This is a genomic window from Sessilibacter corallicola (genome assembly GCF_021290925.1).
Classification (GTDB): Bacteria; Pseudomonadota; Gammaproteobacteria; order Pseudomonadales; family Cellvibrionaceae; genus Sessilibacter; species Sessilibacter corallicola.
In genome coordinates this window covers 63,402-90,329 of the sequence record NZ_JAJSLX010000003.1, presented here as the reverse complement: position 1 = coordinate 90,329, position 26,928 = coordinate 63,402, and the positions used below count along the sequence as shown (strand labels likewise).

Here is a 26,928-nt window from a genome sequence, read left to right as displayed (position 1 = left end):
TAGAATGACGCCCGTGACGAAAACTTCTAGAAAAATTGCTCAACGCACCCTACTTGCAATGCTCCTGAGCTTGCCTCTCCCCTATACCATTTCTTCTTCCTCAGCAGAAATTCAGTTACCCGATTTAGGTGACGGTGCGTCGTCGATTATTTCTCCAGCAAGAGAAAAGAAACTCGGTCAAGCGTGGCTTCGCTCTTATCGCAGCCAAGTGCGTACATCGTCTGACCCGTTAATGTATGAGTACTTAGAAACCTTAATTCAAGATTTGGCAAAATACAGCCAACTTAAAGATCAAAGTTTAGATTTAGTCGTTGTTCCCAACCCAACAATTAACGCGTTTGCCGTACCTGGCGGCGTTGTTGGTGTAAATACCGGCTTGTTCTTGTACGCCGGAAATGAAAACCAAATGGCTTCTGTACTTGCCCACGAACTTGCTCACTTGAGCCAACGCCATTTTGCTCGCTCCCTTGAAAAACAAAGCAATTCCACCATTCCAACCATGGCTGGTCTGCTCGCCAGTTTGATTCTTGCTGCCACTGCCGGTGGCGACGCGGGCATCGCGGCCCTAACAGCAACGCAAGCGGCGGCTTTAGATTCTCGTTTACGTTTCAGTCGTCAAAATGAGCAGGAAGCCGATCGGATTGGCTTGCAAACCATGGTTGCCTCTGGCCGTAACCCGGCCGCAGGCGCAGAAATGTTCGAGCGAATGCTGCGTGAGCTGCGCTATACCTCTCGCCCGCCGGAATTTTTGTTGACTCACCCAATCACCGAAAGCCGAGTTGCAGACGCTCGCAATCGCGCGCAAAAACACCCTGAAAAGCAGTACGTGAACAACGATCGATTCTATTTAATGCAAGCGCGTTCACGGCTGCTGCACGCCGAAAACGCGAACATTGCCGCCAAAACATTTGCTTACGAACTCGAAGGCGATACACCGTCGGAAAACGCCAGTCGCTACGGACTTGCTTTGGCTTTAACGGAATCCGGGCAATTCGATCGAGCCTACGATCAAATTCAGTATCTGCTAGAAAATGAGCCCGACGAAAACGCCTACATCATTGCCATGGCGAAGCTTGAAGCCAAACAAGGTGAATTCGACAGCGCCCAGCGACGTTTAGAATCAGAATTACGCACTCGCCCTAAGAATCATCCGCTGAATACAGCTTTGGCTGAAATACTGATGGACGGTGGTCGATATTCACAAGCCGAAGTGGTGCTCACCAAACACAGTACTCGCCGCCCTAAAGACGACTATATTTGGTACCTTTTAGCCGAAGTGCGAGGATTGGCGGGTAATATTTTGGGATTGCATCAGGCCCGAGCCGAATACTTTATGCTCAACGGCATCTACGACAAAGCCCGAACTCAGCTTAAGAATGCAAAGAAAATTGCTAAATCTGACTATCAAAAAGCAATTCTTGATCAACGCTTAAAAGATCTGGAACGAATGAGAAACGAAAAACTTTAAACTTTTACCTAACGCGCTCGATTTCATTGCGAGCGCGAACACTAAAGATTCGTACCTATTAACCAATAACGCGGTGGCCAATCAATAATGCGGTGGCCGTTCATCAACCAAATTAAACCCACCAGATTGCGACGATCGAACCGCTTCTCTTAGCTCTTTAATTTGCTCATTCAAATGAGTGATTTGCTTAGTTAAATCGCTAATTGCTCGATCTTGCGTGGCAACGATTTTATCTAAGCTCGCAATCGTATCTTCTTGAAACGCCAATCTCGACTGCAAGTCTTCAATATCACTGGTCTGGTTAGCCAACGGATTCCCCTCGGATTAAACACGCTCTTACTATTAACAACGTATTTGAAATAAGTTTAATGAATAGCAGCACATTATTAACATAACTGCGACTATCGATTTCGTATAAGAATTAATCATTCCGTCAAAATACTGCCACGCAAATGACACATTGCAGGCGCAATATTCGCCGAATAGTAATGAAAATACCGTTTTATCTCCACTCTAGGTATTTGATTATTATCGTTTTTTTATTCTCACAGCAATAAGAAGTGTCAAATGTCGATGAGTGATTCTGCGTTGGAAGCCGTTAATAATTACCGTTCCATTTTTATATCAGATGTTCACTTAGGCACTAAAGATTGCAAAGCCGACCTACTCAATCAATTCTTAAAAGTACATCGATGCGATTCATTATACATCGTCGGGGATTTCATTGACGGCTGGAGAATGCGCAAGAAGGTTCATTGGAAAAAATCTTACACGCGAATTATTCGTAAGATTTTAAAGATGTCTAAGCGCGGCGTTAAGATTTATTACATCACCGGCAACCACGATGAATTTTTAAGAAAATTCGCCAACAACCGCTTCGACAACATTCACCTCATCAATAAAATGACCCACGTCTCTGCCGATAAGAAAGAGTTCGTGGTTATGCACGGTGATCAGTTTGACGGTGTTACGCGCGCTCATCGAATTCTAAAATGGATTGGTGACTGGGGTTACGACTTTTTAATGTTTTTAAATCGCTTGTACAACCGAGTACGCGCTAAATACGGTTACGGCTACTGGTCGCTTGCAGGATATCTAAAAAGCCATATTAAACGCGCCCAAACCTACATTGGCGATTACGAAGATGCAGCGTCTCATTACGCTGAAAAGAATAACTACGACGGCATTATCTGCGGCCACATTCACCACAGCGCGCTTAAAACCATTAACAACGTGTGCTACTACAATACCGGCGACTGGGTAGAATCCTGCACGGCATTAGTGGAAGATTTTGATGGGAATTTTTCGATTATTGACTGGAAACAGACCCAAGAGCGCCGAAAAGCCGAGAAAAAAGCACTAAAACTCGCGTCTCGAACAGAAGATAGCTTAACTATCGAAGACGGCGAAACCGCACTGCGAGACGCAAGCTAAGCCAAACAAGTTAAAACCATACAAGTGAAAGCAATAGTTACGCAGTTTTACGGTGCTTCTTGTCTCGAATTCTTGAGAGCACCGCCAAACCAATAACTCAACACCTGCCCCACCCCGGCGGTTAACACGCCAAACAGTATCTGCAATTCACCCATCAGTGAATTATCACCTTTCTTCATATTTAGCGTATCGCTGACTTCAACTGCAAAAATAGCAGACAACATCGCGAAATAAGCCACTAAAAACAGAAGGCTAATCCAAACTTGCGGTTTATAGCTGGCCTTGGGTTTGTCTTTCGCAACTGATTTTGATTCTGGCGTTAAATTAAACACATCCACATTCAGCTTTTTCATTTCTTGGCTGAATTCTTTGTCGATTAATTTTAATTTTTGTAAGCCTTCTGGTGCTTGAAGAGCTTTCGTTAGAGAATCGTCAATGTTCGAATCGTTTGCTGCGGCGTAATCGGTAAGCTTATCCGCCAAATACTGATTGGCAACGCCAGAAAAAGGCCCGTTTAGCGCCGTAGCGAGAGTTGGAGCAACGTACTTAATGACTTCACTTTTACTGTCCATATCAATTCACACATAAGTTCATGGTCAATAGATATAAAATAGTATACTTGTAAGATTTTGTGATTAGACGAACTCGTAAGGTGTAAAAAATATTCGAATAAACAACAACTTATTATTTCATCTATCAATAATAACGTGAGATATTCAGAAAAAAGCCAACACAACCATAAGAGTCTATTAACTAAGCCTGGTAAGGATAGACATAACATTCAGTACTGCTACAGCAGTAGTCAATATACCTACCATCGTTAAGGATAAATTATGAGCAATATCTACCAAGCTCCAACATCAGATTTGTCAGAAAACGTAACGCACTCTGATTATGGCTCTCTCGAAAAAGGGCTTTCAGGCAATTACCAATTAACCGTAGCTGATGTAATTAATGAATCTTGGCGATTAACCAAAGGGACTAAGTGGACGTTTAACTTAGCGCTGTCTGTGTATGGGCTTTTATTTGTACTGGCCGTAGTAATAGCAATGATACCGATATTTATAACCTTGGCAGGCATGACCAATGTGACTTTATCGGGATTTTTTATGGTTCTAATCATTGTATTTTACCTTGGACTGATAATAGCAACGACCCCTATGACCGTTGCTCTAATCATGATGGGAATTAATCGGGCAACGGATCAACCGATCTCTGTCGGTATGCTGTTTAGCCAATACCATAAAACCTTTCCTTTATTTGCCGTGATCTTGGTCTCAGGAATTTTTATCAATATCGGAAGCTATCTTTTGATCATACCTGGTATCTATCTCGCGATTGCCTACGCGCTTTCTGCACCGCTGGTGGCTGAAAAAGACTTGTCTTTTTGGAGAGCGATGGAAACCTCACGCAAAGCAATCACACACAAATGGTTTACCATGTTTGGTATCGTATTTGTGCTTCTTGTATTAAACATGATTGCAATGCTTCCATTTGGTATCGGTTTAATTTGGACGATTCCAATGAGTTTTATTGCGATTGGTATTACTTACCGGAATATATTTGGTCTAGGTACTGAAACATTAGGTACTAAAACCTCAGACACTGATAATTCAGAAGCTCAAACATCGGATTCCCAAACACTGGACTCTCAAACAGCAAACAATAATCAAACATTGTAAATGTACCTAATTAATACCGAATACAAAGTAGAGACTCCAGAAGGCGTTGATCTCACTGCGGAATTAGCAGGGCCAATACCGAGAATTCTCGCGTTTATTATCGACATAAGCATCCGGTTTGGGGTGATTTATGTTTTTTATTTAATTTTCCAAAGCTTGAATTGGACTGTTGGCCCTGTATTCATTGCCTATTTCCTTCTGGAGTGGTTTTACCCAACATTATTCGAAGTATTGTATCGCGGCCAAACACCGGGAAAACGCATTGTTGGTTTGGTGGTTGTCAACGATGATTTAACGCCGGTCAGCTGGAACTCATCGATTATTCGTAATTTCTTGCGTACTGTGGATTTTTTGCCGGTGTTGTATGTTGGCGGATTAATTACCATGATTTTAAATCCCCACTATAAACGCTTAGGTGATTTATCTGCCGGCACCATTGTTGTTTATAAAAATCGGACCAAAGATTCTGAGCAACTGCCAAAAGTAAAAGCCATCGCGCCAAACTTAACGTTGGAGTTAGAAGACCAAGTCGCTATTGTTAACTTCACTCAGAGGCACAGCGAGTTTTCGTCTGATCGCGCTCAAGAAATAGCCAATATTTTAGAGCCCATTCACGGTCTGCAAAATAAAAACGCGGTGAATCATCTTCATGGATTGGGAAAATGGTATTTGGGTGGTAAAGATTGAAACAGCAAGCCTTTGAACAAAAATACGAATCACTTTGGTTCGAAATTGAAAACATCCTCTCCAGAAAAGGAGACCAGTTGGATATTTTCGCAGCCTCAAATAAAACCGCCGTAAAAGAATTCCCGAGCCTTTATCGCCAGCTTTGCCAGCACTTAGCGGTTGCTAAGTCTCGAAATTACACACCGCAACTTATCGGTCATCTAAATGAATTGGTGCTTCAATCTCATCATTTGTTGTACCAAAACAACCGTTACTCTCAGCATAAAGTATTGATCTTTATCTTCAGAACCTTCCCGCAAGCCGTACGTGCAAACGGCAAATTGGTTCTGGTATCTAGCTTACTTTTTTACTTACCGTTATTTTTCTTTGCTCTCTCTTGCTACTTTAACCCAGAATTAATTTACAGCATTTCTGACGTGTTCACGGTCATGGAATATGAGAGCATGTATGACCCGTCGAATAAATCACTGGGTCGAGAGCGAGATTCATCCGACGATTTAACCATGTTTGGTTATTACATTTTTAATAATATTGGCATCGGCTTTCGTACCTTCGCGCTGGGATTAATTGGCGGTGTTGGAACCGTGTTTATATTGTTATTTAACGGCTTACACATAGGTTCCGTTGCCGGTTATTTAACTCAAATTGGCTTTGTCGATACGTTTTACGGTTTTGTGGTCGGACACGCCGCCTTCGAACTAACCGGTATTGTCTTTTCTGGTGCCGCAGGCTTAAAAATTGGCTTAGCGTTGGTCGATCCTGGAAATTTATCAAGAATCGATGCCATGAAGCTTGCCTCGAAAGAAGCGATCATTATTGTCTATGGTGCAGCGGTAATGCTGCTAATTGCGGCGTTTATCGAAGCATTTTGGTCTTCAAGTACTGCTATTCCCAATTCCATCAAATACACATTTGGTGGGTCTATGGCCGTTCTTCTTACCGCTTATTTTTTATTCGTAGGGAAAACCCGTGGATCTCAATAAAATTCAGGTAAGCCCAAAAAAAAGAACGCCGTGGCAAGCAGTGGATGTCGGTTTTAAAATGGCGACGCAATGGTACCGGTCGCTATTTATTCTTTACGCTTTGCCGTTTTTCTTATTTTCTATCGGTATTTTTTTGGTGTTATCAGACCACCCTATTTGGGCTGGGCTGATTATCTGGTGGCTGAAACCCTTATTTGAGCGTGCCCCACTATTTTTTGTCAGTCGAGCGTTATTCGGTGAAGTTCAGCCAGTCAAAACAGTTTTTAACCAGTGGTTAAAAATTCTTAAGTTTGATTGGCTAGGATCGCTTTTATGGCGAAGATTTAGCTTTACCCGCTCCTATGACTTACCAATCACGCTGCTGGAACAAGTAAGCGGCAAAACACGGGCAAAACGTCTTAGAGTCTTGCATCAACAAGGCACAAGTGAATCTATTTTGCTCACTATGATGTGTTTTTTGAGCGTCTTTGTGTTTCAGTACGCACTAATCGCTTTGTTAGCATTACTAGTTCCAATCGATTATTTCGGTGACGTATTCAATTGGTACAGCTCAAACAGTATTCATGTTAGTTATTATCAAATAGCATCAGTTTTACTCACCGTTTCCATCATCGAACCTTTCTATATTTGCGCAGGCTTTATGCTCTATATCAATAGAAGAATAGAACTTGAAGCTTGGGATATCGAAATCAGTTTTCGAAACATGCTTGAAAAAGAAAAATACATCGGAGCGGGAAAGCTTCCTACAATACTCGTATTTGGTGCTCTATTAGTGGGTGGCCTTACCTTTTCGCCCACTCCTGTCTATGCCCAATCAAACGACCTAGAACATCAGGTCCTTCACAATGATTTTGATCAAGTCAACAATAAAGACGAGGCCAAAAGTAGAATAAACGATATTTTCAAGGGCGAAGACTTCACCAATGAAGAAACCATTAGCGCTTGGCGTTTAAAAAGTTTTGAATATGACGGCGATTTAAATTGGCTCGAGAAATTGATTAATGCGTTCGGTCGCTGGTTTGAAAAACACTTTGCCAACTCAGGCTCCGGAGATATTGAAGTTTCGGGTTATTTAAACAACGTGGCATTTATCATTAAAGCACTGTTAATTTCTGCTTTGCTCATCGTTATTTCTATTCTAATTTACCGATACCGAACCAACATCGCTTACTTAATCGGCTACTCAAAAAAGCTACCACTCAACAACAGCACCAAAGAAACCAACACACTATTCGGATTAGACGTTACACAAGAGAGCTTGCCAGAGAACATCCCAGAAGAAGTAATAACTCTGTTCAAAGCTGGCAACACCCGCCAGGCTATTGGCCTACTCTACAGAGCCACGCTTTCTAAATTAATGACCGAAAAAGGCTTCAGATTTGACGAAAGCTATACCGAAGGCGAATGCTTAGCGGTTGTTACTCAAGGAGATGACAACTCCTTAACAGGTTTTATCTCAGATATGACGACAGTATGGCAGCAGTTGGCCTACGGCCACGTTCAACCAACAGAAGAAACACTCAATACTTTGTGTAATCGTTGGTCTGGAGTGTTTTCTAATGCCGAATAAATTACTAGCAATACTGGCAGGTTTAGTCTTTCTCCTGATTGGATTGTTCTTTTTACTTTTTGAGTCTTATACAACAACGGTAGACCGAGGCTGGAGCAAAGAGGCACGATCTAACCGATATTTAGCCGCAGAAAAGTTTTTAACGCTGGATGACAAAAACCCTAATATTTCTTACGGATTCAACAGCATCGAAAATTTGTCGGAAATCGACGTATTAATTATCTCCAATTATTCGAATATCGTATCCGTTAAACAGGAAGATAAATTGTCAAAGTGGGTGTCCGAGGGTGGTCATCTTATATTGGCATTACCTAACTCAGATTCCAGTCAGTATTTAGACAGTAAATTACTGACAGAGCTAGGAATTGGCGTCGGTAGCTCATCTGTGGAAGAAAGTGAATCGGAACAACCGTTAATCGAAGGCGATGAAATCGACAGTTATTACACCAAGCTAAACTTTGACGGTGTTGATGAAACACTGGTGATTAATTTTGGCAGTTACGCCCCGTTATACCACGAATACTTCTTTCACCAAGGTGATGAGGAATACGACGGTTATGTCCCTTTTTATTGGGCAAGAAATAACGAAGGAATTCAGTTCCTGCAACTCAATGTGCAGTCCGGGCTGGTTACCGTATTACCGAATGTAAGCATCTGGCAAAACGCCTATATTTCGGATGACGATAACGCCTACCTATTGCATTTGTTAACAGGCTCCCAAAAAGAAATACAATTTTTAGTTGGAACCGACTTTGTGCCGCTGACGGTTTTGATTTGGAAAAATGCTTACGAACTGATTATTTCCATTGCCCTGTTACTGGTTATATGGCTAATTTATCGAGCAAAACGATTTTTACCTGCCGTGGCGACAACGATAAATACTCGTCGTTCTCTCAATGAACACATCAACGCTTCGGCGCAATTCCATTGGAAATACAAACATACGGAATTTTTGCTTGAGAGTTTGCGCGAAGAGATTTTCAAGAAATATAAATTCCGTTTTTCAAGCTCCAACATGCAACAACAAACGATCAGTGAAGACATAGCTAAAACAATGTCTCTGCAAATTTCTGCGGTGGAATCAGCGTTGTTCGAAGCAAAAATAACGACAGAATCTGACTTTATAAAAACTGTTCAAATATTAAAAACCGTTAATTCAAATTTATAGTATTTAGGTTAAAACATGGATATAAATTTAGCCAAAGACAAGCTAAACAACATTAAGAACGCGCTTAACACCGTACTTATTGGACAAGAAAACGTTGTCGACCAAGTGTTAATCGCTTTATTGGCCAATGGTCACATTCTCATTGAAGGGGTTCCTGGATTAGGGAAAACCCTGCTGGTTCGCGCGTTATCTGGCTGTTTTGCGGGAGATTTTAAACGCATCCAGTTCACGCCTGACTTAATGCCTTCCGACATTACCGGTCATGTTATGTATGACAATGAGGCCAATAAATTTCGCATGAGAAGCGGCCCGGTATTCACCAACTTGTTGCTGGCCGATGAAATTAACCGAGCACCGGCCAAAACACAGTCGGCTCTGCTTGAGGTAATGCAAGAAAGGCAAGTAACCATTGAGGGCCACGCAAAAGATCTGCCTCACCCATTTATGGTATTAGCAACGCAAAACCCTATTGATCAAGAAGGAACCTACCCTCTACCTGAGGCGCAATTAGATCGCTTTTTAATGAAGGTTTTTATCGAATATCCCTCTTTAGAAAACGAAATTGCGCTGTCAAAAACCGTAACCTCAGGCACACTCAGCGACGATACTTTTCTTAAATCAGATCCCATAGTCACGCCGGACGAGCTGCTCGAACTGCAAAAAATGGCGTCTAATATTGTCATTGATGATCAAGTTACCGAATACGCGGTTAAACTGGTAAGAGCCACGCGAGAGAATTCTTCCATCCAACACGGCGCAGGCCCAAGAGCCAGCATCGCATTACTTCGCGCTGCAAAAGCAAAAGCCGTCATTAATGGCAACGATTTTGTTACACCAGACGACGTAAAAGCCATCGCATACCCAGTCATTAGACACAGAATTTCTATCTCTGCTGAAATGGAAATTAATGGCTTAACTCACGATCAAGTGTTATTGCAGGTTTTCAACCAAGTGGAAGCGCCGCGGGTATGAGGCCAACGAAACAATTTGTCATTGTTCTTATCGCATGGTGCTTGATCGGATTTGTTCAAGGGGCGGCTAGAGTACTGGGCCTAGCAACCGAAATTTTCTCGTTAGTTTGGGCCGTTTGCGGTATTACATTATTCTTTTGGGCGGCTTTTGATTATTTCACCATTGGCAAAATAAAAGACTTAATTATCGAACGAAGCATCCCTACGTCTTTGGCACTGGGCGCGCCGGTTAAAGCCACGATGACAATCACGAATACACTTTCTAGAGGTATTCGCCTTCTGGTTTCAGAGCCACCCAATCCAAAGCTCACGTTTTCGGGATTGCCAGTAAAGCTTATTTTAGAGCCTCAACAAGCCGTTGACGTTGACTATTCGTTAACAGCAATCAACCGAGGCGAGGCAACGCTCAAAGGGGCAGTCGCACGAATACAATCGAAATACCGCCTTTGGGATTTCACATTTTCTCACCCGAAGACATCAAAGGTAAAAATTTACCCCAATTTTGCGCCCATAGCGCATCTTTCAAAGCTCGGTATTGAGCAGCAAATACGGCAATTAGGCGTGCATTTATCGCAAAAGCGCGGCGATGGAATGGAATTCAAACAACTGCGTGAATTTACCGTTGGTGATTCGCTGCGCCAAATAGACTGGAAAACAACGTCGCGTTACCAAAAACCCATATCGCGAGAATACCAAGACGAACAAAACCAGGAAGTTTACTTTTTATTGGATTGCGGACGAAGATTAAGGCACAAAGACGACGAACTGAGCCACTTTGATCACGCGCTGAATGCCATACTACTGACGGCCTATATTGCGATTCGCCAGGGAGATGCGTGTGGTTTTAGCAGTTATTCGGGTGAGGAAAAATGGCTTAATCCAGTAAAAGGCCCTTCGGGGATTAATGTATTATTGAATACACTGTACGACCTAGAAAGCACCAAAGAAAATACCGACTTTCTTAAACTGGCAGAGAAATTCGTTAAGCGTAATAGCAGACGCTCGCTCATTGTTATTGTTAGCAATGTTAGAGAAGAGGATTACGAAGATTTAATTCAGGCGACAAAAGTCTTATCAAAAAATCACATTGTTTTGGTTGCCAGTCTCAAAGAACATTCTTTGGTAAAACAACTGGACCACGATATTAATACTGTCGACGATGCGTTGAGTTACTCAGAAACACACCGGTATCTACAAAACCGGAAAACCTTAGCAACCAAATTACGTTCATCAGGCGTTCATATTATTGATACGCTACCGAATCAGCTTCACGTTCAACTCGTTACTGAATATTTCCGATTAAAACGCAGCCATCTTTTATAACCTATAACGTAAGATACGTAGACGCTTAAAAAGCGTCTACGTCGTTCAACAAATATCGATTACCTTATTAGAGCAATTACTTAGAGCAGTTACGCTTAAGGCAATTACGTTAGAGTCCGATTTTTTCGACTAGCTCGTGTCCCCAACCAATCAATCGGTCATTTTGAAATACAAGTGGAGTGGAAACTGACTTCACTGATTCTTTATCGGAATGCTTTTTTTGAGTTCGGTAATACAACACGTAAAAATCACTGTCACTTTTTTGCGACGCCTCAGAAATATCGGGCTTACCAAGAGAATCAATCACCTCTTGCCGGGTTGCGCCAATATCTAATAGGCCGATTTTTTCGTTATTGGTACGTATTTGGTGACTGTAACTACTATCGTGATGCCGATCAGAATGACCATTGACGAAAATACAACCGGTCAATACCGTTGATAAGCACGCAGACAATACTAACAATTTAATAGGCTTCATCACTTCCTCTCTAGAGTGTAAGTTATTTCTTTCTAAAGACGTGTGATTTTAAAAAAAGGTTGCGTTTAAATTTTAGAATCTCATGTATTTAAAAATCAGAAAAGCCAATAGCGGCATTACATTAAGTAATTTCTAGTGATACTCCGCAATTTCGACAGAATTTTGCATTGCGTTCATGTCCAGAGGTATGACAATTACTGCAAACAATTCTCTCCCGATCCAACACCATCTCGTGGTTAATCTCAGCGGTTAAAATTCCGGTTGGCACCGCAATGATTGAATATCCCGTTAACATAACTAACGAAGCCAAAACTTGCCCCGCGGTGGTGTGTGGTGTGATATCTCCGTACCCAACCGTGGTAATCGTGACAATTGTCCAGTAAATGCTCATTGGGATACTGGTAAAACCGTTTTCAGGCCCTTCTATCACAAACATCAAAGACCCAAAGATCACAGCCAACACGGATACCGTGGCAAAAAACACCATAACCTTTCTGCGCGATGCAATGATTGCCCGCAACAACAAATTGGCTTCTTGCAAATAGCGAATGAGTTTTAGGATTCGGAATATTCGCAGTACTCGCAATAATCGAATAACAATCAAATAAGTGCCACTGCCAAAAAAGAGGCTTAAATATGTGGGCAATATGGCCAGCAGATCAATGATTCCGTAAAAGCTTCGAGCGTAACCCAATCGGTTCGGGGAGCAGTAAATTCTTAGACCGTATTCAATCGTAAATAAAATGGTGAACAACCATTCCAGAGCAATAAGCAATGTTCCGTAGATTGCTGACGCACTGCTGACCGAGTCGATGATCACGATAACAACACTGATAAAAATGGAGCATATCAACACCAAATCAAACAACTTTCCTGCGGGTGTATTGGTGCCAAAAATAACCGTATACAGTCGATCTTTCGAAAAAAGGCTGTCGGGCGCTGATTCTGATCGAGATTCAGCCTTTTTATCTGTTGTATTATTTTTGCTCACTTGAAACCTCTGCTGGCAAAATAACGCTTATAATTCAAGCAAAACTGAATGATTCGCCTGATGGCCTATCAGACGATTGAATTAAATTATTCAGATTTCGCGTAGAACGGACTAAAATAAGCGCATTATAAATGACAATTATTGAGTAAATCCTGTGATTTCCTTAGTTAAAACACTCAAATGCCCCCACTGCTCTGTTCCTATCAGTCGGGAACTGCTCCAAAAATCTGGCACATTCAAAGACTTTATTAACCGAAAGCCATTCCCCTGCCCTCACTGCCAAGAGTCAACCCAACTACCCGAAGGCGCGGAAACCGCCGTTTCTGCAGGAATATTCGTAGCCGTAATCCTCGCGCCACTGTTTCATTTGTGGGAAGTGAACGGAATAAACCCACTGTATGTCTTTGGGGCTGGCTGTGCGTTAGTCGTATTTGGCATGTCGAGCCAAAAGCTGATTAAAGTTACTTCTGGTTAAAAGTCGCTTCTGATTAAATTCATATTAATAGTTACTGATAAAAATCTGATTTCTGGCATCACACATTTGCGTTAGGTAACAATCGATTGCTCTTAAAACCAAAGCAATTTTTAGGTGTGTCGGAAGATCAGAAAAACAACGGATATCCAAGTGAAGAAAAATACTAAATTGGTGTATTCCACCGAAGTCGGACGCGTAAAAGAAGAAGCTTCAAAGCAAGCGCCTCCACCGAGTGACGGAATTGTTCGCATACATCGAGAAACAAAAGGCAGAAAAGGTAAAGGGGTTAGCCTTATAAAGGGCTTACCGGATGATAACCATAAGGAAATTGCCAAATTCTTAAAACAAAAACTCGGTGTTGGCGGCGCTGTGAAAGATTTCGTCATCGAAATCCAATCCGAAGATCGTGAAAAAATTAAATCTCATCTGGAATCTAAGGGTTATTCCGTCAAGCTCTCTGGCGGTTAATTGGCGTAACTATTGCTCGATCTCTCATAAGTCATCTTTGTGGTAAATCAGTCAAAAAATCGACTTGTATTGCCATAAAGAACACAGAAATCATGAATCGAGCCTTAGTTGAATATGGAAAGTACAATTTTTTGGCAACTTATTGATACCAGCGCAAAAGTCTCTTTGGGCGCTTTGTTAGCAGCAGCAATGATTTGGATGTTTCAATGGCGGATGAATCACCAAACCGACCAATCCGGCTTATCGCGGCGGGTGGAATTGCTTGAGAAGATTGCCGCCGACGTTGGTACAGTGAGCCATGCGTTCTCTAAATACTCGGCGTTAATCACCGAATCGATTAAATATGGAGAACGGTGGCCAGTGTCTCGTAAAGAAGAGCTGAAAACCATCAACTCCGAATTGGTACAAGAATTTAATAAGCTCGCCCATTCGGAAGCCACATTGTTAATGCTTGGCGAGAAAAACATGGAAAAAACGCTGAGAATCTACGGGGCTAAAATTGCTATTTTTCGCAAGGAAGCCTATGTAGGACGTCAAGACATTACCATTGAAGACATAACAAAAATAAAAACCGAAATTAACCAATTGAGAGAAAATTTTTACGACATACTGAGCCGCAAATACGACCAATTAATCGAGCATTAATACGCCCTTAACGTGCTATAAAATTCACTGTGGCTCTTGTAGGTTATTTGGGTTACTTATTGCTGTTACTTATTATTGTGTTACGGATACAGTAGCCACCAGCACCGTAACCAGCACTGGTGTTGGCTACTTTCTTAACGTGTAAAAACCAACGTAATTTACGTTGGCATACCGCTGTGAAAGCGGAATTGATTATCGGCTGACAAGATAAGTTCGGCCTCTAGCTCACCAATTTCTTTTACTCTGCTATCAAAGAGCTTTTTTTCCTTGGGGTTGGATTCAGCAACGGTTCTTGCAAGCGATAAATAGTCTTCGTAATGCCTAGCTTCGGATTTCAGCAAACGCAAATAAAACGTCTTTAATTCTTCATCTAAAAACGGTGCTAACTTGGCAAAACGCTCACACGAGCGGGCTTCAATGTAAGCTCCAATAATAAGCTTATCAATCATTGCCGCCGGCTCGTAGGTTCTTACTTTTTTAATCAGCGATTTTGCGTAACGTGACGCTGAAATTTCTACGTAATCTAACGATCGCGAATTTATAATATCCAAGACTTGTTCAAAGTGCTGCAATTCTTCTTTAACCAGAGCCACCATTTTTTTAATAATCGACTGGGTTAAAGCGTCGTCATCTTTGGGAGACAAATCTATGTTAAAAATTTCCTGTTTAGATTTCGTTAATTTCAATTTTTGTTGATAGTAAACAAAGTTTTCGTAGGGTTTGATCCAATCTTCAATTTGCTTAATACCTTGATCAGACAGCGCGTAGCGTCTCATCATCAATAAACCGGTCTGGGCCGCTTTCAACTCGCATTTACAGTGATCGACCAACAATACGGTTAAATTTTCAGGTTTGGCGGCCTCAGTTATCCACTCATCCGGAGTTTCACACGGTAAAAAGTTGTTGATGGGTTCTAGTAACGTTTTAATTCTGGGCAGGGAAATTTGGCTGCTCGATACTTCCGAAGTTTGCATAGGTCTTTCTATTAATCAATATTCACTGGATGTACTAATTTTGTTTGCGTCCGATTTAATCAATCTCAACAGGAAAGAAATATCGCTCGTAATGCGCACAAGATAGCGTGTAATAATCTTGATCAATCAATTTTTTCAAATCAATCAAGTTAAAATGATCGTACTTAGACAACACCTTTAAGCCGTATTGCGATATATCTTCTATTTGACTGGCGCCGGCATTTAACAGGTTCACAACCCAACAATATGGGTTGCGATCCACATCAAAGTTAATCTGTTGATGTTTCAGTTGTGACGCCAACAGTGACCTGTCAGTTATTTCAATTTTATTTGCCACCGTTTGTGCTAAGAAATTCTGTAAACGAGTATCAATTATTCTTCGTTGTTCATTCGAGTAACTGTTCCACTGTATCACCTCATGATTGAAACGCTTACAACCGCGGCAAACTTGGTCGCCAATGCCGGTTGAGCAAATTCCAACACACGGTGTTTTTACTCTTTGAAAAACCATTAAACTCTCTCTTTAACGATGCGTATTAGACTAATGATCAAGTGCATTTTATAAAATCTTAAGTATATTATTTCCGTTTTTTCGGGCGTAAACACGTTCTATTATAATTTTAATAATTATGTCGAATTTTAGTAATAGAATTAAAGCAAATACGTAAATTCTTAACAGATTATTCGAAATCTAGTAGAATACGCGCCCGATTGTCAGGCAACTGCCCCAATCGATCCATGTGTGTCATGGATAGCCTCCGTCAGCAGAGATCCTGTGGTCAGGAGTAACCCCATTAAAAGAGGATATCAACCGTGCTTGAAGCTTACCGTAAACACGTAGAGGAACGTGCCTCCGAAGGTGTACCACCGAAGCCATTAAATGCCGAGCAAGTCGCCGGTCTTATCGAGCTGTTAAAAGCCCCTCCTGCTGGAGAAGAAGACTTTCTTCTAGACTTAATTTCCAATCGTGTACCCCCCGGTGTTGATGAAGCCGCCTATGTAAAAGCAGGATTTTTATCCGCCATCGTAAAAGGTGAAGCTACCAGCCCACTCCTATCTAAAGAAGCCGCCGTTAAGTTACTCGGTCAAATGTTAGGTGGTTACAACATCTCTACTCTTGTTGAGTTATTAGATGACGCCGACCTGTGTAATTTGGCCGCTGAACAACTTAAACATACCTTGCTTATGTTTGACGCGTTCCACGATGTAGAAGAAAAAGCAAAATCTGGCAACGAATCTGCAAAATCTGTCATGCAATCATGGGCAGACGCAGAATGGTTTACCTCACGCGCTAAAGTTTCCGAAAGCATGAAAATGGTCGTGTTTAAGGTGACCGGTGAGACTAACACAGATGACCTCTCTCCTGCTCCCGATGCTTGGAGCCGCCCAGATATCCCAGTCCACGCACGCGCTGCGTACAAAATGACTCGCGACGGCCTAGAGCCTGAAGAGCACGGTGTAACCGGCCCAATGAAGCAAATCGAAGACATTAAGTCTAAAGGTTTGCCAGTTGCCTTCGTCGGTGACGTTGTTGGTACAGGTTCTTCTCGTAAATCAGCCACCAACTCAGTACTTTGGTTCTTCGGTGATGACATTCCAGGCGTTCCTAACAAACGCGGTGGCGGTGTTTGTATCGGCGGTAAAGTCGCGCCAATTTTCTTCAATACCATGGAAGATGCCGGCGCCCTAGTATTCGAAGCCCCTGTCGACGAAATCAACATGGGTGACGTTATCGAAATTCGCCCATATGACGGTAAAATCCTGTCAGAAGACGGCAAAGTATTAAGTGAATACACTTTCAAATCCGATGTAATTCTAGACGAAGTACAAGCGGGCGGCCGAATTAATTTGATCGTTGGTCGCGGCTTAACCACTAAAGCTCGCGAATCTTTGGGTTTACCTGCCAGCGAAACTTTCCGCGTACCAGTAGCACCTGCTGATTCTGGCAAAGGTTTCTCTCTTGCTCAGAAAATGGTCGGTCGCGCATGTGGTCTTCCTGAAGGCCAAGGCATCCGTCCTGGAACCTACTGTGAGCCTAAGATGACCACCGTTGGTTCTCAAGACACCACCGGCCCTATGACTCGTGACGAACTTAAAGACCTTGCGTGTCTCGGTTTCTCTGCCGATTTGACCATGCAGTCTTTCTGTCACACTGCAGCTTATCCTAAGCCTGTTGATATCAACACTCAGCACACGCTTCCTGATTTCATCATGACTCGCGGCGGTGTATCACTTCGCCCAGGCGACGGTATCATCCACTCTTGGTTGAACCGCATGTTGCTTCCAGACACCGTTGGTACTGGTGGTGACTCTCATACACGTTTCCCAATGGGTATTTCGTTCCCGGCCGGTTCTGGCCTTATTGCCTTCGCCGCTGCCACCGGAGTTATGCCGTTGGATATGCCTGAATCTGTATTGGTTCGATTCAAAGGCGAAATGCAACCGGGCATCACGCTTCGTGACCTTGTCCACGCAATCCCTTACTACGCCATCAAGCAAGGCTTGTTAACCGTTGAGAAGAAAGGCAAGAAAAACATCTTCTCTGGCCGCGTACTAGAAATTGAAGGCCTTAAAGGTCTTACTGTTGAACAAGCTTTCGAGCTGTCCGATGCTTCTGCTGAGCGTTCAGCGGCGGGTTGTACCATCGAGCTTGAAGAAGATTCAATCAAAGAATACTTAACTTCCAACATCACCTTACTTCGCTCAATGATTGCCGACGGTTATGGCGATCCACGTACACTTGAGCGTCGTGCGCGTAAGATGGAAGAATGGTTGGCGAATCCGTCACAGTTGAAAGGCGACGCCGATGCAGAATACGCAGCGGTCATCGAAATCGATTTGGCAGAAGTTAACGAGCCTATCGTTTGTTGTCCAAATGACCCAGACGACGCAAGATTACTGTCTGAAGTTGCTGGCGATGACGTTAACGAAGTGTTCATCGGTTCTTGTATGACCAATATCGGTCATTTCCGCGCTGCCGGTAAATTACTCGACAAACACGCTGGGGGCATGTCTACCCGCATGTGGATCTCTCCTCCAACTAAAATGGATGCACACATCCTAATGGAAGAAGGCTACTACAACATCTTCGGCCGCGCCGGAGCACGTACGGAAATGCCAGGATGTTCTCTGTGTATGGGTAACCAGGCACGAGTAGCACCTAATTCTACCGTTTTGTCGACTTCTACTCGTAACTTCCCTAACCGTCTTGGTGACGGCGCAAACGTTTATCTAACTTCTGCTGAGCTTGCTTCAGTGGGCGCTATTTTAGGTAAACTGCCGACGCCAGCCGAATACATGGAGTTTGCGAAAAACTTGGATTCTATGTCTGATGAAATTTATCGTTACATGAGTTTCGATAAGATTGCTGAATTCCAAGAAAATGCTGAAAAAGGCAAACTAATCGCTGCAACTCAAATTGAAGAAGTTAAAGTTTAACTTCTAAGTTTCAGCCGATTAAAAAAGGGTGGCTTAAGCCACCCTTTTTGTTTTTGTACCAATCAAAAAATTCTCGAACGTTAAGTTTAGGTTTTTACTTACCCGTTAATGCCCTGCTCTTGTGGTTGAGATTACTCTATCCAACATCAAGACAGAATCAACACAAAACCCTAAACTTTGTAAGACTATGCCGTTCTTAATTTGCGAATAATATCGCGATAGTGAACGCCATTGGATTCTAAACCCAGCTCAGCAACATCTAAATTGTCGTAGCCGATACTGTAATCCTCTTTCGAGAGATCAACACTTTCGGGTTTTTGGATGAACATAGAAATAAAGTAACCGACTTCTGGCATTTCATGATTTTTAATATCATGCTCCAGATCGTTAACCGTTTTTATGTATTCCGCATTACCATTTGCAAGCTCTGCTTTTGCCTTTATATAAGCAGATAAATTATCTGCCGCTTTTAAAAGCTTTCTTTCGATTTCAGAAACACCACTGCCACCGCATACAAACGGGCGCAATGATTCCTGCAGCTCTTGCGGTAGCATTGATACCAAAGAACTTTCCGCGTCTTTCTCAATAGCTCTATATGCCTTCTCTATATCGCTAGAGTAATACTTAATAGGTGTCGGCAAATCACCGGTTATAGCTTCGGCGCAATCATGATACAAAGCCAAAGTAGATAACCTGTCAGGATTAACCGTACCGTTAAACAATTTATTGTTAATACAGCCTAATAGGTGAGCAATTACACCAACTTCCCAGCTGTGCTCCATGACATTCTCTTTGAGTGTATTCCGTTTTAGACTCCAGCGTTGTATCCACCGAAGCCGGCTGATCGTTGAAAAAAAACCACTCACACTGTTACCTCCGTCAAAAAAACTCTCGTAATTAGCTTACGATTTCTTATGAGCAAGAATTCAGCCAAACAATATGTATCAAATAATCTTGATTAATTTGATTGCGCAAACGCTATAGTGCGGCAATAATTTTGTTCATTCAAATTCTAAATCAAAAAAACCTATCGCTTTTACGCTCATATTTAAATTATGTGATGGATACCTCGTAAACCAACGCAACAATAAACACAATATACAGACATTGCCGCCTATATATTGTGGAATCAATTCTTATATGAATGAAAATACGACATATTCATTTGACCAAGTTTTACGTTACAAACTCATTGAAATCATTGTTTTGTGGGAAGGACGCCTTACGACCAATCATTTGTGCCAATATTTTGGAATCGGGCGACAGCAAGCGTCAAAGGATATTAACTACTATCTCAAACAAATTGCCCCAAGCAATTTATTTTATGACAGCTCTTTGAAAGGTTACATTCCTGGTGTTACGTTCAAACCAAAATTTACATTTGGAACAGTTGACGAATACCTAACCTTATTATCAGAAAAAGGCGGCAATTTATTGCCCTTCGACAACACCAATAAAGTCATTTCACAAAACATAGAATTGTTACAACCGCCAACTCGACATATTAAAGCGGATATTTTACGCGGCTTGATTCAAGCAATAAAAAACAAACGCCGAATAGAATTAGGTTACGTCTCGCTCAACAACCCCAAAATTGAAGATCGCATCATTGAGCCACACAGTTTAATCAACACCGGACAACGCTGGCACGTGCGCGCCTACTGCGAAAAAAATCGCGATTTTAGAGATTTTGTCTTGAGCCGGTTTAGAGGAGAAATTGAAATTTATGACGAGGCCTTAATTGACTCCAACAAAGACAAACTCTGGCATACACCTGCCAGAATAAAAATTATTCCTGACACGAGATTAAATAAAGCCCAAAGAAAAATTATTGCCGAAGACTACGGCATGAAACGCAATGCGTTGATTATTAATTCACGGGCCGCATTAGTGAATTATATTTTAAAATTATTCCAATTAGACCCGAATAAAGTAGAAGCACTGCCGCAAGCGCAGCAATTAATGATTGGTAATTTGTCTGAGTTAAAAAAATGGTTGTTCTAAAATTTTAAATATTATTAATTCAAAATAATAAAATTCACTTAAAAACAATCTGAACCCAGTTCTGACTTAAGAATATTTTTCACAATATCAGTGATATTATTTCCCGGCCATGACTGATCCGGAAAAGTCACCTTTGTCATGACACAACCTTCGAACAGTAAAACCAAAGTATCTGCAAGTTGACTGGGGTTTTTAGCCCCTGCAGCTTGGGATAAATCAATAAAACGTTGGAGCACATCTCCTCGCGATTCGAATATTAATGAAAGCGCTGGATGATTGTGACCTCGTAATTCAATGGCCACGTTCGCAGTAGGACAACCGTTACAAGAATCGGTTTTCTTGGTTTGAATCTCGTGAAAAATAGCGATTATCGCTTCGACCGGGGAATCCTGATGTTCATTAACAATGTTGTCCCATTTCTCTTTATGGACATTGTTTTGGGATTTGATGTATTCCGTAACGAGCTCATCTTTGGATTCAAAATTCCGATACAAACTCATTTTGTTGGTTTCAGCTTCTGAAACAATCGCATCAATTCCGACGCAATAGATTCCTTTCTTGTAGAACAAGTCAGAAGCCGCATCAAATATACGGTCTTTCACTTTGGGTTTGCTGCCTGGTTGGCAGTGGTCTTTTGGATTTCTAGGCATAAATTTAAGTTGACTAAACTTGTGACTGGCCGGTAACATAGAGAAAGTTACTGAATGGTAACATTAAATAGCAGTCTATGTAGCAAGATTTTTACAAGACTCAGTATTAAATGATAAACATCGTGTTCGTCGACGTTGTTTAGTAGTAGCTAAGAGTGATAGTTGAGTGTATAGCTAAGCTTGCTGACTATTCTCTCAAGCTAACTTCATAAAATAGACATCATAAACAGATAATGTACTTGGTCGTTCATTACTACTTATATTATACGCTATCCAGATTCTTTATCGCTGGCTGTAGCCTACCTATAAATAGACCAAGTTAATTACATTACAAAAACGTCAAAACTTTGCTTTCTTGTTAAGCAAAAACCTCTTCAGCATATGGGCGCTCATCTAAAAGAGCCATTGCTGCTTGTACATTGATCATAAAATCCAATATTTATTCTAGAAATTAGTTAACCTAATTTTAATTCAAGGAATTCGTTATGTTTATTCAGGCTAAATTACCTGAAGTTCGTATACGCTTGATAAGAACAGCGGTTCGTTCAGCGGTTGTAGCTGTATTCTTTTTAGTACTAAATGCCTGTAGTGACGCCAATAGCCAATCAGCACCATCCACCCCACCGCCACCACCGGTTCGAGTGGACACAATTGAACTCACGCCAGTATCTGACTCAGCGGTTTTTACCGGCGAGTTTCGCGCTATTGATACGGTAAACCTAAGACCACGAGTCAACGGTTATATTGATAATGTATTTTTCGAAGAAGGAAGCCTGGTTAATAAAGGTGATTTGTTATTTCAAATAGATCCTCGTCCTTTTCAAATTGCATTAAACCGAGCCCAAGCGACAGTCATCAGTACAAAAGCAGAATACGACCTTGCTGTAACAGAATTAAAACGCAGTGAAAAATTACTTGCGACAAACGCCATCTCTCAAGAAATTCACGACCAAAATGCCACGCGTGTACAAATCACTAAAGCGAGCCACCAAGAAGCTCAGGCTTTTCGTGATGAATCGCAATTAAATTTGGATTACACACGGATTATTGCTCCAATTTCAGGAAAAATTTCTCGGGCATTTATTACGGAAGGAAATTTCGTTAACAGCGGCACCACGGTTTTAACAACCATAGTTTCTCGAAATCCTATGTACGTTGTGTTCGACGCCGACGAAAAAAGCTACATCAATTACGTGAGTGAGTTGGAAAACAGTACCAGTCAAAGTACAAGTATCCAAGTGGGTTTATCGGGCGCGAGTCAATTTCCGTTTAACGCCGATTTAAATTTTGTCGACAACCAGGTTAATCCTGAATCTGGCACCATTAGAATTCGAGCAACGGTAGAAAATGATCGTGGTCTGTTTTTACCAGGCATGGTTGCACGGGTAAAAATGCAGATCAGTGATCAATACGAAGCGGTGCTTATTGATGACTCAGCCATTGCCACAGACCAAAGTAAAAAATACGTGCTGATCGTTAATGAGCAAAACACCACAGAATATCGACCGGTTGAACTTGGCGGCTTGTATAACGGCAAACGAATCATTAAATCGGGATTAACCGTTGGTGATGCCGTTGTTATTGGCGGTGGTTTAAAAATACGCCCTGGAATGGCAGTGTCGCCCCAAGAAATTACGGAACAAGCAACCGACTCTCTCGTAAAAAATACCGCACAGCTTTAATTCAAAAACGTTAAAAATTGCTTGGACTCTAAAACAATCAACGATGCACTTATCGTTGGTTGTTAAAAACGTTTAGCGCGTTAATTAAATAGTTTTAGCATTCCAAGCAATTATTTTTCTAACCCAACATTCGTTTACTGATTTTCGTTTACTCATTATTAACGGATAAATTGATAAACGATGGGCCTAAATTAATTTAGCGAACATTATGAATTTTACTCATTTTTTTATTAACCGCCCTATTTTCGCCGGCGTGTTATCGATACTCATTTTTCTTGCGGGTGTCATATCTATTTTTGAGCTGCCTATCTCAGAGTATCCCGAGGTAAGCCCGCCGACCATCGTTGTTTCTGCACGCTATCCCGGCGCTAATCCAGATGTTATTTCCGATACTGTGGCCGCGCCTATTGAACAAGAGTTAAGTGGCATCGAAGGTTTAACCTACATCGATTCAAAAGCACAGCAAGACGGAACCTTACAGATTTCTGTGGTTTTTGATTTAGGCGAAGACATCGACCGCGCTCAGGTACAAGTTCAAAACCGAATTGCCCAGGCTTTACCAAGATTGCCTGCAGAAGTTCGCGCCTTAGGCGTGACTGCTCGTAAGAGTTCTCCGGATTTAACCTTGGTTGTGCATTTGTTTTCACCAGAAGGCCGCTATGACAGCCTCTACTTAAGTAACTTTGCTCGTATTCAAGTGCGAGATAATTTACTGCGTTTGCCCGGCGCCGGAGACGTTCGCTTGTTCGGTACAGGCGATTACGCGATGCGAATATGGCTCAACCCTCACCAAATGGCATCGCGAAACTTGGTCGTCGGTGATGTTATTGCCGCTCTACAAGAGCAAAATATTCAAGTTGCTGCAGGTTCCGTTGGAGCCTCACCCATGGATTCCTCGGCGCAGTTCCAGCTTGCGATTAATTCTCTCGGGCGTTTGGAATCTGAACAACAGTTCGAGCAAGTGATCGTTAAAGTCGCCAATAACGGCGAAATCACCTATCTGAGAGACGTTGCCCGTGTGGAACTCGGCGGCAGCGAATACGCATTGAGAAGCTTACTGGATAATAAATCCGCAGTTGCACTGCCGATATTCCTGCTTCCCGGTGCTAATGCATTGGAACTGGCCAGCAGTGTTCGCTCAACAATGGCTGAGTTAAAAACGCGATTCCCAGAAGGACTGGATTATTCGATCGTTTATGACCCCACCATTTTCGTGAAAGACTCGATTAAGTCGGTAATCAACACCCTGCTCGAAGCAACGCTTCTGGTAGTGATTGTCGTCTTGCTGTTTTTACAAACTTGGAGAGCGGCATTAATTCCAATTATTGCGGTACCAGTATCTATTATTGGCACCATGGCCGCGCTTTACGGTTTTGGCTTTTCGATCAACACACTCACTTTATTGGGGTTAGTCCTTGCCGTGGGAATCGTGGTCGACGATGCGATTGTGGTCGTCGAAAATGTCGAACGGGGTATCAGTGAAGGATTAACACCCAAGCAGGCTGCTCATCGCTCCATGGATGAAGTAGCAGGCCCAATCATCGCCATCTCACTCGTACTTTGCGCGGTATTTGTTCCACCGGCATTGGTTGGCGGATTTAATGGTGCCTTCTATCAGCAGTTTGCTCTCACTATTGCTTTTGCGGCGGTATTATCAGGCATCAACTCTCTCACTCTTTCGCCCGCCCTTTGTGCGCTTATTTTAACGGATCACCGAAATAAACCGGATCTTATTCAGCGTATCATCAACGCGGGTTTAGGTTGGTTCTTCCGCCCTTTCAATCGATTCTTTGAGAAATCAACCAACGGCTACCTCGGTGTTATCAAACGCGCCTTTAGGGTCAGTAGTATTATGCTGGTGTTATACGCCGGACTCGTTACTTTAGCCGGATTTGGTTTTTCCAAAGCGCCGCAAGGATTTGTTCCCGAACAAGACAAAGGTTATTTGGTAACGGTTGTTGCTTTGCCGCCGGGTGCGTCGATTGAACGCACTGAATCGGTCATTCGCCAAATTGGTGAAATTGCTGGTGAAACCGCGGGTGTCAAAAACGTCGTTCAATTCCCAGGTTTGTCGGTCAATGGATTTACCCGCACATCAAACAGCGGCGTGGTATTTTTACCGCTCGATTCGTTCGCACAACGCGGAGAGAAACTGTCTGGACCGAAACTCGCCGGCATACTCAACCAAAAGCTTTCTGCAATCGAAGGCGCTTTTATTTTCGTAGTTAACGCCCCACCAATTCGAGGCTTCGGCCCGGCAGGTGGCTTTAAAATGCAGATTGAGGATCGACTCGACACCGGTTCCGATAACCTGTACCAAATTACGCGCGAATTTATTGCGAAAACCTACCAACGCCCTGAAATAGTCGCTGGATTTACCAACTACGAAATTAACGCACCGCAAATCTTAGCCGACGTTGATCGTGAAAAAGCAAAACGCATGGGAATCAACCTGCAAGATTTGTTTTTAACGTTACAAACCTATTTGGGTTCTTTTTACGTAAACGACTTTAATCAGTTTGGTAGAACCTATCGAGTAATGGTGCAAGCGGATCAGCAATATCGTTCACAACCTGAAGATGCCTTAGTGTTAGAAACACGAAACAGCCAGGGAGATATGGTTCCGATCAGCGCAGTTGTTGAATTAAAACCCAGCTATGGCGCGAATACGGTACAGCGTTACAACGGATATCCAAGTTCAGATATTAACGGTAAGCCAGCGCCTGGTTACAGTTCCGGTGAAGCGATTGCCGCAATGGAAGAAATTGCCGCCGAGGTTTTACCCCCCGGTATGACCTTTAACTGGACGGAAATATCGTATCAGCAAGTTAATGCATCCGGCAGTTTGCTACCAATTATGGCATTAATTGTCTTACTCATCTTTTTGGTGCTGGCAGCTCAATACGAAAGCTTAAGCCTTCCATTTGTGATCATACTTATTGTTCCAATGTGTTTATTGAGTGCAGTGATGGGCATTATATTGATGGATTCGGAAGTAAATATATTCACGCAAATCGGACTCTTTGTTTTAGTCGCCCTTGCTGCGAAAAACGCAATTTTAATTGTGGAATTTGCAAAGGAGCAATTTGAGTCTGGTAAATCCATTTATGAATCTGCACTAGAAGCTTGCCGCCTAAGATTGCGCCCAATCATTATGACTTCGTTTGCGTTTATTTTTGGCGTATTACCATTAATGCTAGCCAGTGGTGCAGGCGCAGAAATACGACAGGCTTTAGGCATTACTGTATTTTTTGGAATGATCGGCGTTACCTTCTTTGGATTATTCTTTACACCAATCTTCTTTTTGGTAATTCAAAAAATAATTTACAGAAATAAAAATTTAATAACAAAATCTAACGCGCCGGTTTCGGAGTTATAAAAAAGTACACTGTTTAAAACCTTAAACTAAGCGCAAAAAAGCCCCGGTAATTAATTTACCGGGGCTTTTTTGTTATTTTTTGTTAACGTTTAAACCATAAATAAAAGCTAAAAAAGCAACAACTGATGTTTTTGCTCGAACAATGAAAGGGTATAAAAATAATAATTTAATATTCTATTTTTGAAATTTTTTGCATTTGAAAGGCTGATTCATAAAAAACCAGCGACTTTTAATTTGAATTATTGGTAAAAATCAAATCACAAATAGGTAACTGTAAATTTTACTCGTATAAATTTTGACTCTCAGTACTAAACGAGTATGATAAGCGTCAAGTTGCTATTGTTAACTTCGTCAAGTTATATATGACGATTCAGTCACATACCTGTTCAGGGTAAACATACGCAATCTTTATCCAACACCTTTACTTGCTATTAGAAATATTTATTCCTCTGATTGAG

The 26,928-nt window shown here is 42.0% G+C and carries 24 protein-coding genes; 16 read left to right on the top strand and 8 right to left on the bottom strand.

Annotated elements, in window-relative coordinates:
* The first annotated feature begins 4 nt into the window (after positions 1 to 4).
* Positions 5 to 1,468, top strand: a complete 1,464-nt coding sequence (locus LU361_RS14655; RefSeq protein ID WP_434064673.1) for a M48 family metalloprotease — start codon at positions 5 to 7, stop codon at positions 1,466 to 1,468.
* An 81-nt stretch (positions 1,469 to 1,549) separates the two neighbouring features.
* On the opposite strand, the gene LU361_RS14650 is transcribed toward LU361_RS14655, so the two are convergent.
* Positions 1,550 to 1,777, bottom strand: coding sequence for a SlyX family protein (locus LU361_RS14650; RefSeq protein ID WP_233089629.1), 228 nt, complete (start codon positions 1,775 to 1,777; stop codon positions 1,550 to 1,552).
* A 258-nt stretch (positions 1,778 to 2,035) separates the two neighbouring features.
* Here LU361_RS14650 and LU361_RS14645 point away from each other — a divergent pair, with 258 nt between their 5' ends.
* On the top strand, positions 2,036 to 2,902 hold the full coding sequence (locus LU361_RS14645; protein ID WP_233089628.1) for a UDP-2,3-diacylglucosamine diphosphatase: 867 nt from the start codon (positions 2,036 to 2,038) through the stop codon (positions 2,900 to 2,902).
* Positions 2,903 to 2,949: 47 nt separating this feature from the next.
* On the opposite strand, the gene LU361_RS14640 is transcribed toward LU361_RS14645, so the two are convergent.
* Positions 2,950 to 3,474 carry a hypothetical protein gene (locus LU361_RS14640; RefSeq protein ID WP_233089627.1) on the bottom strand — a complete coding sequence of 175 codons (525 nt, stop codon included), beginning with the start codon at positions 3,472 to 3,474 and terminating at the stop codon, positions 2,950 to 2,952.
* Positions 3,475 to 3,735: 261 nt separating this feature from the next.
* Between LU361_RS14640 and LU361_RS14635 the strand changes: the two genes are divergently transcribed.
* From LU361_RS14635 to LU361_RS14605, 7 genes are read left to right on the top strand one after another with little or no spacing between them, the layout of a single operon-like run.
* A complete protein-coding gene (locus tag LU361_RS14635) occupies positions 3,736 to 4,584 on the top strand; it encodes a DUF2189 domain-containing protein (RefSeq protein ID WP_233089626.1) in 849 nt (282 codons plus the stop codon).
* Positions 4,585 to 5,271, top strand: a complete 687-nt coding sequence (locus LU361_RS14630) for an RDD family protein (protein WP_233089625.1) — start codon at positions 4,585 to 4,587, stop codon at positions 5,269 to 5,271.
* Positions 5,268 to 6,254, top strand: a complete 987-nt coding sequence (locus tag LU361_RS14625; RefSeq protein WP_233089624.1) for a stage II sporulation protein M — start codon at positions 5,268 to 5,270, stop codon at positions 6,252 to 6,254. Before LU361_RS14630 ends, LU361_RS14625 begins: the two co-directional genes overlap by 4 nt.
* Positions 6,241 to 7,824: a DUF4129 domain-containing protein gene (locus LU361_RS20380; protein ID WP_233089623.1), complete on the top strand. Its 1,584-nt coding sequence runs from the start codon at positions 6,241 to 6,243 to the stop codon at positions 7,822 to 7,824. The genes LU361_RS14625 and LU361_RS20380 overlap by 14 nt, the downstream gene beginning before the upstream one ends.
* Entirely contained in the window at positions 7,814 to 8,992 is a 1,179-nt protein-coding gene (locus tag LU361_RS14615) for a DUF4350 domain-containing protein (RefSeq protein WP_233089622.1), read from the top strand. The genes LU361_RS20380 and LU361_RS14615 overlap by 11 nt, the downstream gene beginning before the upstream one ends.
* A 15-nt stretch (positions 8,993 to 9,007) precedes the next feature.
* On the top strand, positions 9,008 to 9,964 hold the full coding sequence (locus LU361_RS14610) for an AAA family ATPase (protein ID WP_233089621.1): 957 nt from the start codon (positions 9,008 to 9,010) through the stop codon (positions 9,962 to 9,964).
* Positions 9,961 to 11,286, top strand: coding sequence for a DUF58 domain-containing protein (locus LU361_RS14605; protein WP_233089620.1), 1,326 nt, complete (start codon positions 9,961 to 9,963; stop codon positions 11,284 to 11,286). The genes LU361_RS14610 and LU361_RS14605 overlap by 4 nt, the downstream gene beginning before the upstream one ends.
* A 109-nt stretch (positions 11,287 to 11,395) precedes the next feature.
* Here the strand turns inward: LU361_RS14605 and LU361_RS14600 are convergent, their stop codons facing one another.
* Together LU361_RS14600 and LU361_RS14595 are read right to left on the bottom strand one after the other, a co-directional pair.
* On the bottom strand, positions 11,396 to 11,764 hold the full coding sequence (locus LU361_RS14600; RefSeq protein WP_233089619.1) for a DUF3192 domain-containing protein: 369 nt from the start codon (positions 11,762 to 11,764) through the stop codon (positions 11,396 to 11,398).
* Positions 11,765 to 11,885: 121 nt separating this feature from the next.
* Positions 11,886 to 12,674 carry an ion transporter gene (locus tag LU361_RS14595; RefSeq protein WP_233090035.1) on the bottom strand — a complete coding sequence of 263 codons (789 nt, stop codon included), beginning with the start codon at positions 12,672 to 12,674 and terminating at the stop codon, positions 11,886 to 11,888.
* 235 nt (positions 12,675 to 12,909) lie between these two features.
* Between LU361_RS14595 and LU361_RS14590 the strand changes: the two genes are divergently transcribed.
* The 3 genes from LU361_RS14590 (at position 12,910) to LU361_RS14580 (ending at position 14,343) form a co-directional block, all read left to right on the top strand.
* Positions 12,910 to 13,230, top strand: coding sequence for a hypothetical protein (locus LU361_RS14590; protein WP_233089618.1), 321 nt, complete (start codon positions 12,910 to 12,912; stop codon positions 13,228 to 13,230).
* Positions 13,231 to 13,380: 150 nt separating this feature from the next.
* Positions 13,381 to 13,698, top strand: a complete 318-nt coding sequence (locus LU361_RS14585) for an SUI1 family translation initiation factor (RefSeq protein WP_233089617.1) — start codon at positions 13,381 to 13,383, stop codon at positions 13,696 to 13,698.
* A 114-nt stretch (positions 13,699 to 13,812) separates the two neighbouring features.
* Entirely contained in the window at positions 13,813 to 14,343 is a 531-nt protein-coding gene (locus tag LU361_RS14580; RefSeq protein WP_233089616.1) for an energy transducer TonB, read from the top strand.
* A 158-nt stretch (positions 14,344 to 14,501) separates the two neighbouring features.
* Here the strand turns inward: LU361_RS14580 and miaE are convergent, their stop codons facing one another.
* Both miaE and LU361_RS14570 read right to left on the bottom strand, forming a co-directional pair.
* Positions 14,502 to 15,317 carry a tRNA isopentenyl-2-thiomethyl-A-37 hydroxylase MiaE gene (miaE, locus tag LU361_RS14575; protein WP_233089615.1) on the bottom strand — a complete coding sequence of 272 codons (816 nt, stop codon included), beginning with the start codon at positions 15,315 to 15,317 and terminating at the stop codon, positions 14,502 to 14,504.
* Between the two features lie 55 nt (positions 15,318 to 15,372).
* Entirely contained in the window at positions 15,373 to 15,828 is a 456-nt protein-coding gene (locus LU361_RS14570; protein ID WP_233089614.1) for a DUF1289 domain-containing protein, read from the bottom strand.
* Positions 15,829 to 16,130: 302 nt separating this feature from the next.
* Between LU361_RS14570 and acnB the strand changes: the two genes are divergently transcribed.
* Positions 16,131 to 18,755: a bifunctional aconitate hydratase 2/2-methylisocitrate dehydratase gene (gene acnB / locus LU361_RS14565; protein ID WP_233089613.1), complete on the top strand. Its 2,625-nt coding sequence runs from the start codon at positions 16,131 to 16,133 to the stop codon at positions 18,753 to 18,755.
* A gap of 185 nt (positions 18,756 to 18,940) precedes the next feature.
* On the opposite strand, the gene yfbR is transcribed toward acnB, so the two are convergent.
* Positions 18,941 to 19,621, bottom strand: coding sequence for a 5'-deoxynucleotidase (gene yfbR / locus LU361_RS14560; protein WP_233089612.1), 681 nt, complete (start codon positions 19,619 to 19,621; stop codon positions 18,941 to 18,943).
* A gap of 274 nt (positions 19,622 to 19,895) precedes the next feature.
* Between yfbR and LU361_RS14555 the strand changes: the two genes are divergently transcribed.
* Positions 19,896 to 20,759: a helix-turn-helix transcriptional regulator gene (locus LU361_RS14555; protein WP_233089611.1), complete on the top strand. Its 864-nt coding sequence runs from the start codon at positions 19,896 to 19,898 to the stop codon at positions 20,757 to 20,759.
* Between the two features lie 38 nt (positions 20,760 to 20,797).
* Here the strand turns inward: LU361_RS14555 and LU361_RS14550 are convergent, their stop codons facing one another.
* Positions 20,798 to 21,409 (bottom strand): TetR/AcrR family transcriptional regulator, encoded by a 612-nt coding sequence (locus LU361_RS14550; RefSeq protein WP_233089610.1) that lies wholly within the window; start codon positions 21,407 to 21,409, stop codon positions 20,798 to 20,800.
* A gap of 485 nt (positions 21,410 to 21,894) precedes the next feature.
* On the opposite strand from LU361_RS14550, the gene LU361_RS14545 reads away from it, so the two are divergent.
* Entirely contained in the window at positions 21,895 to 23,091 is a 1,197-nt protein-coding gene (locus LU361_RS14545; RefSeq protein ID WP_233089609.1) for an efflux RND transporter periplasmic adaptor subunit, read from the top strand.
* A gap of 208 nt (positions 23,092 to 23,299) precedes the next feature.
* Positions 23,300 to 26,470, top strand: coding sequence for an efflux RND transporter permease subunit (locus LU361_RS14540; RefSeq protein ID WP_233089608.1), 3,171 nt, complete (start codon positions 23,300 to 23,302; stop codon positions 26,468 to 26,470).
* Positions 26,471 to 26,928: the final 458 nt, after the last annotated feature.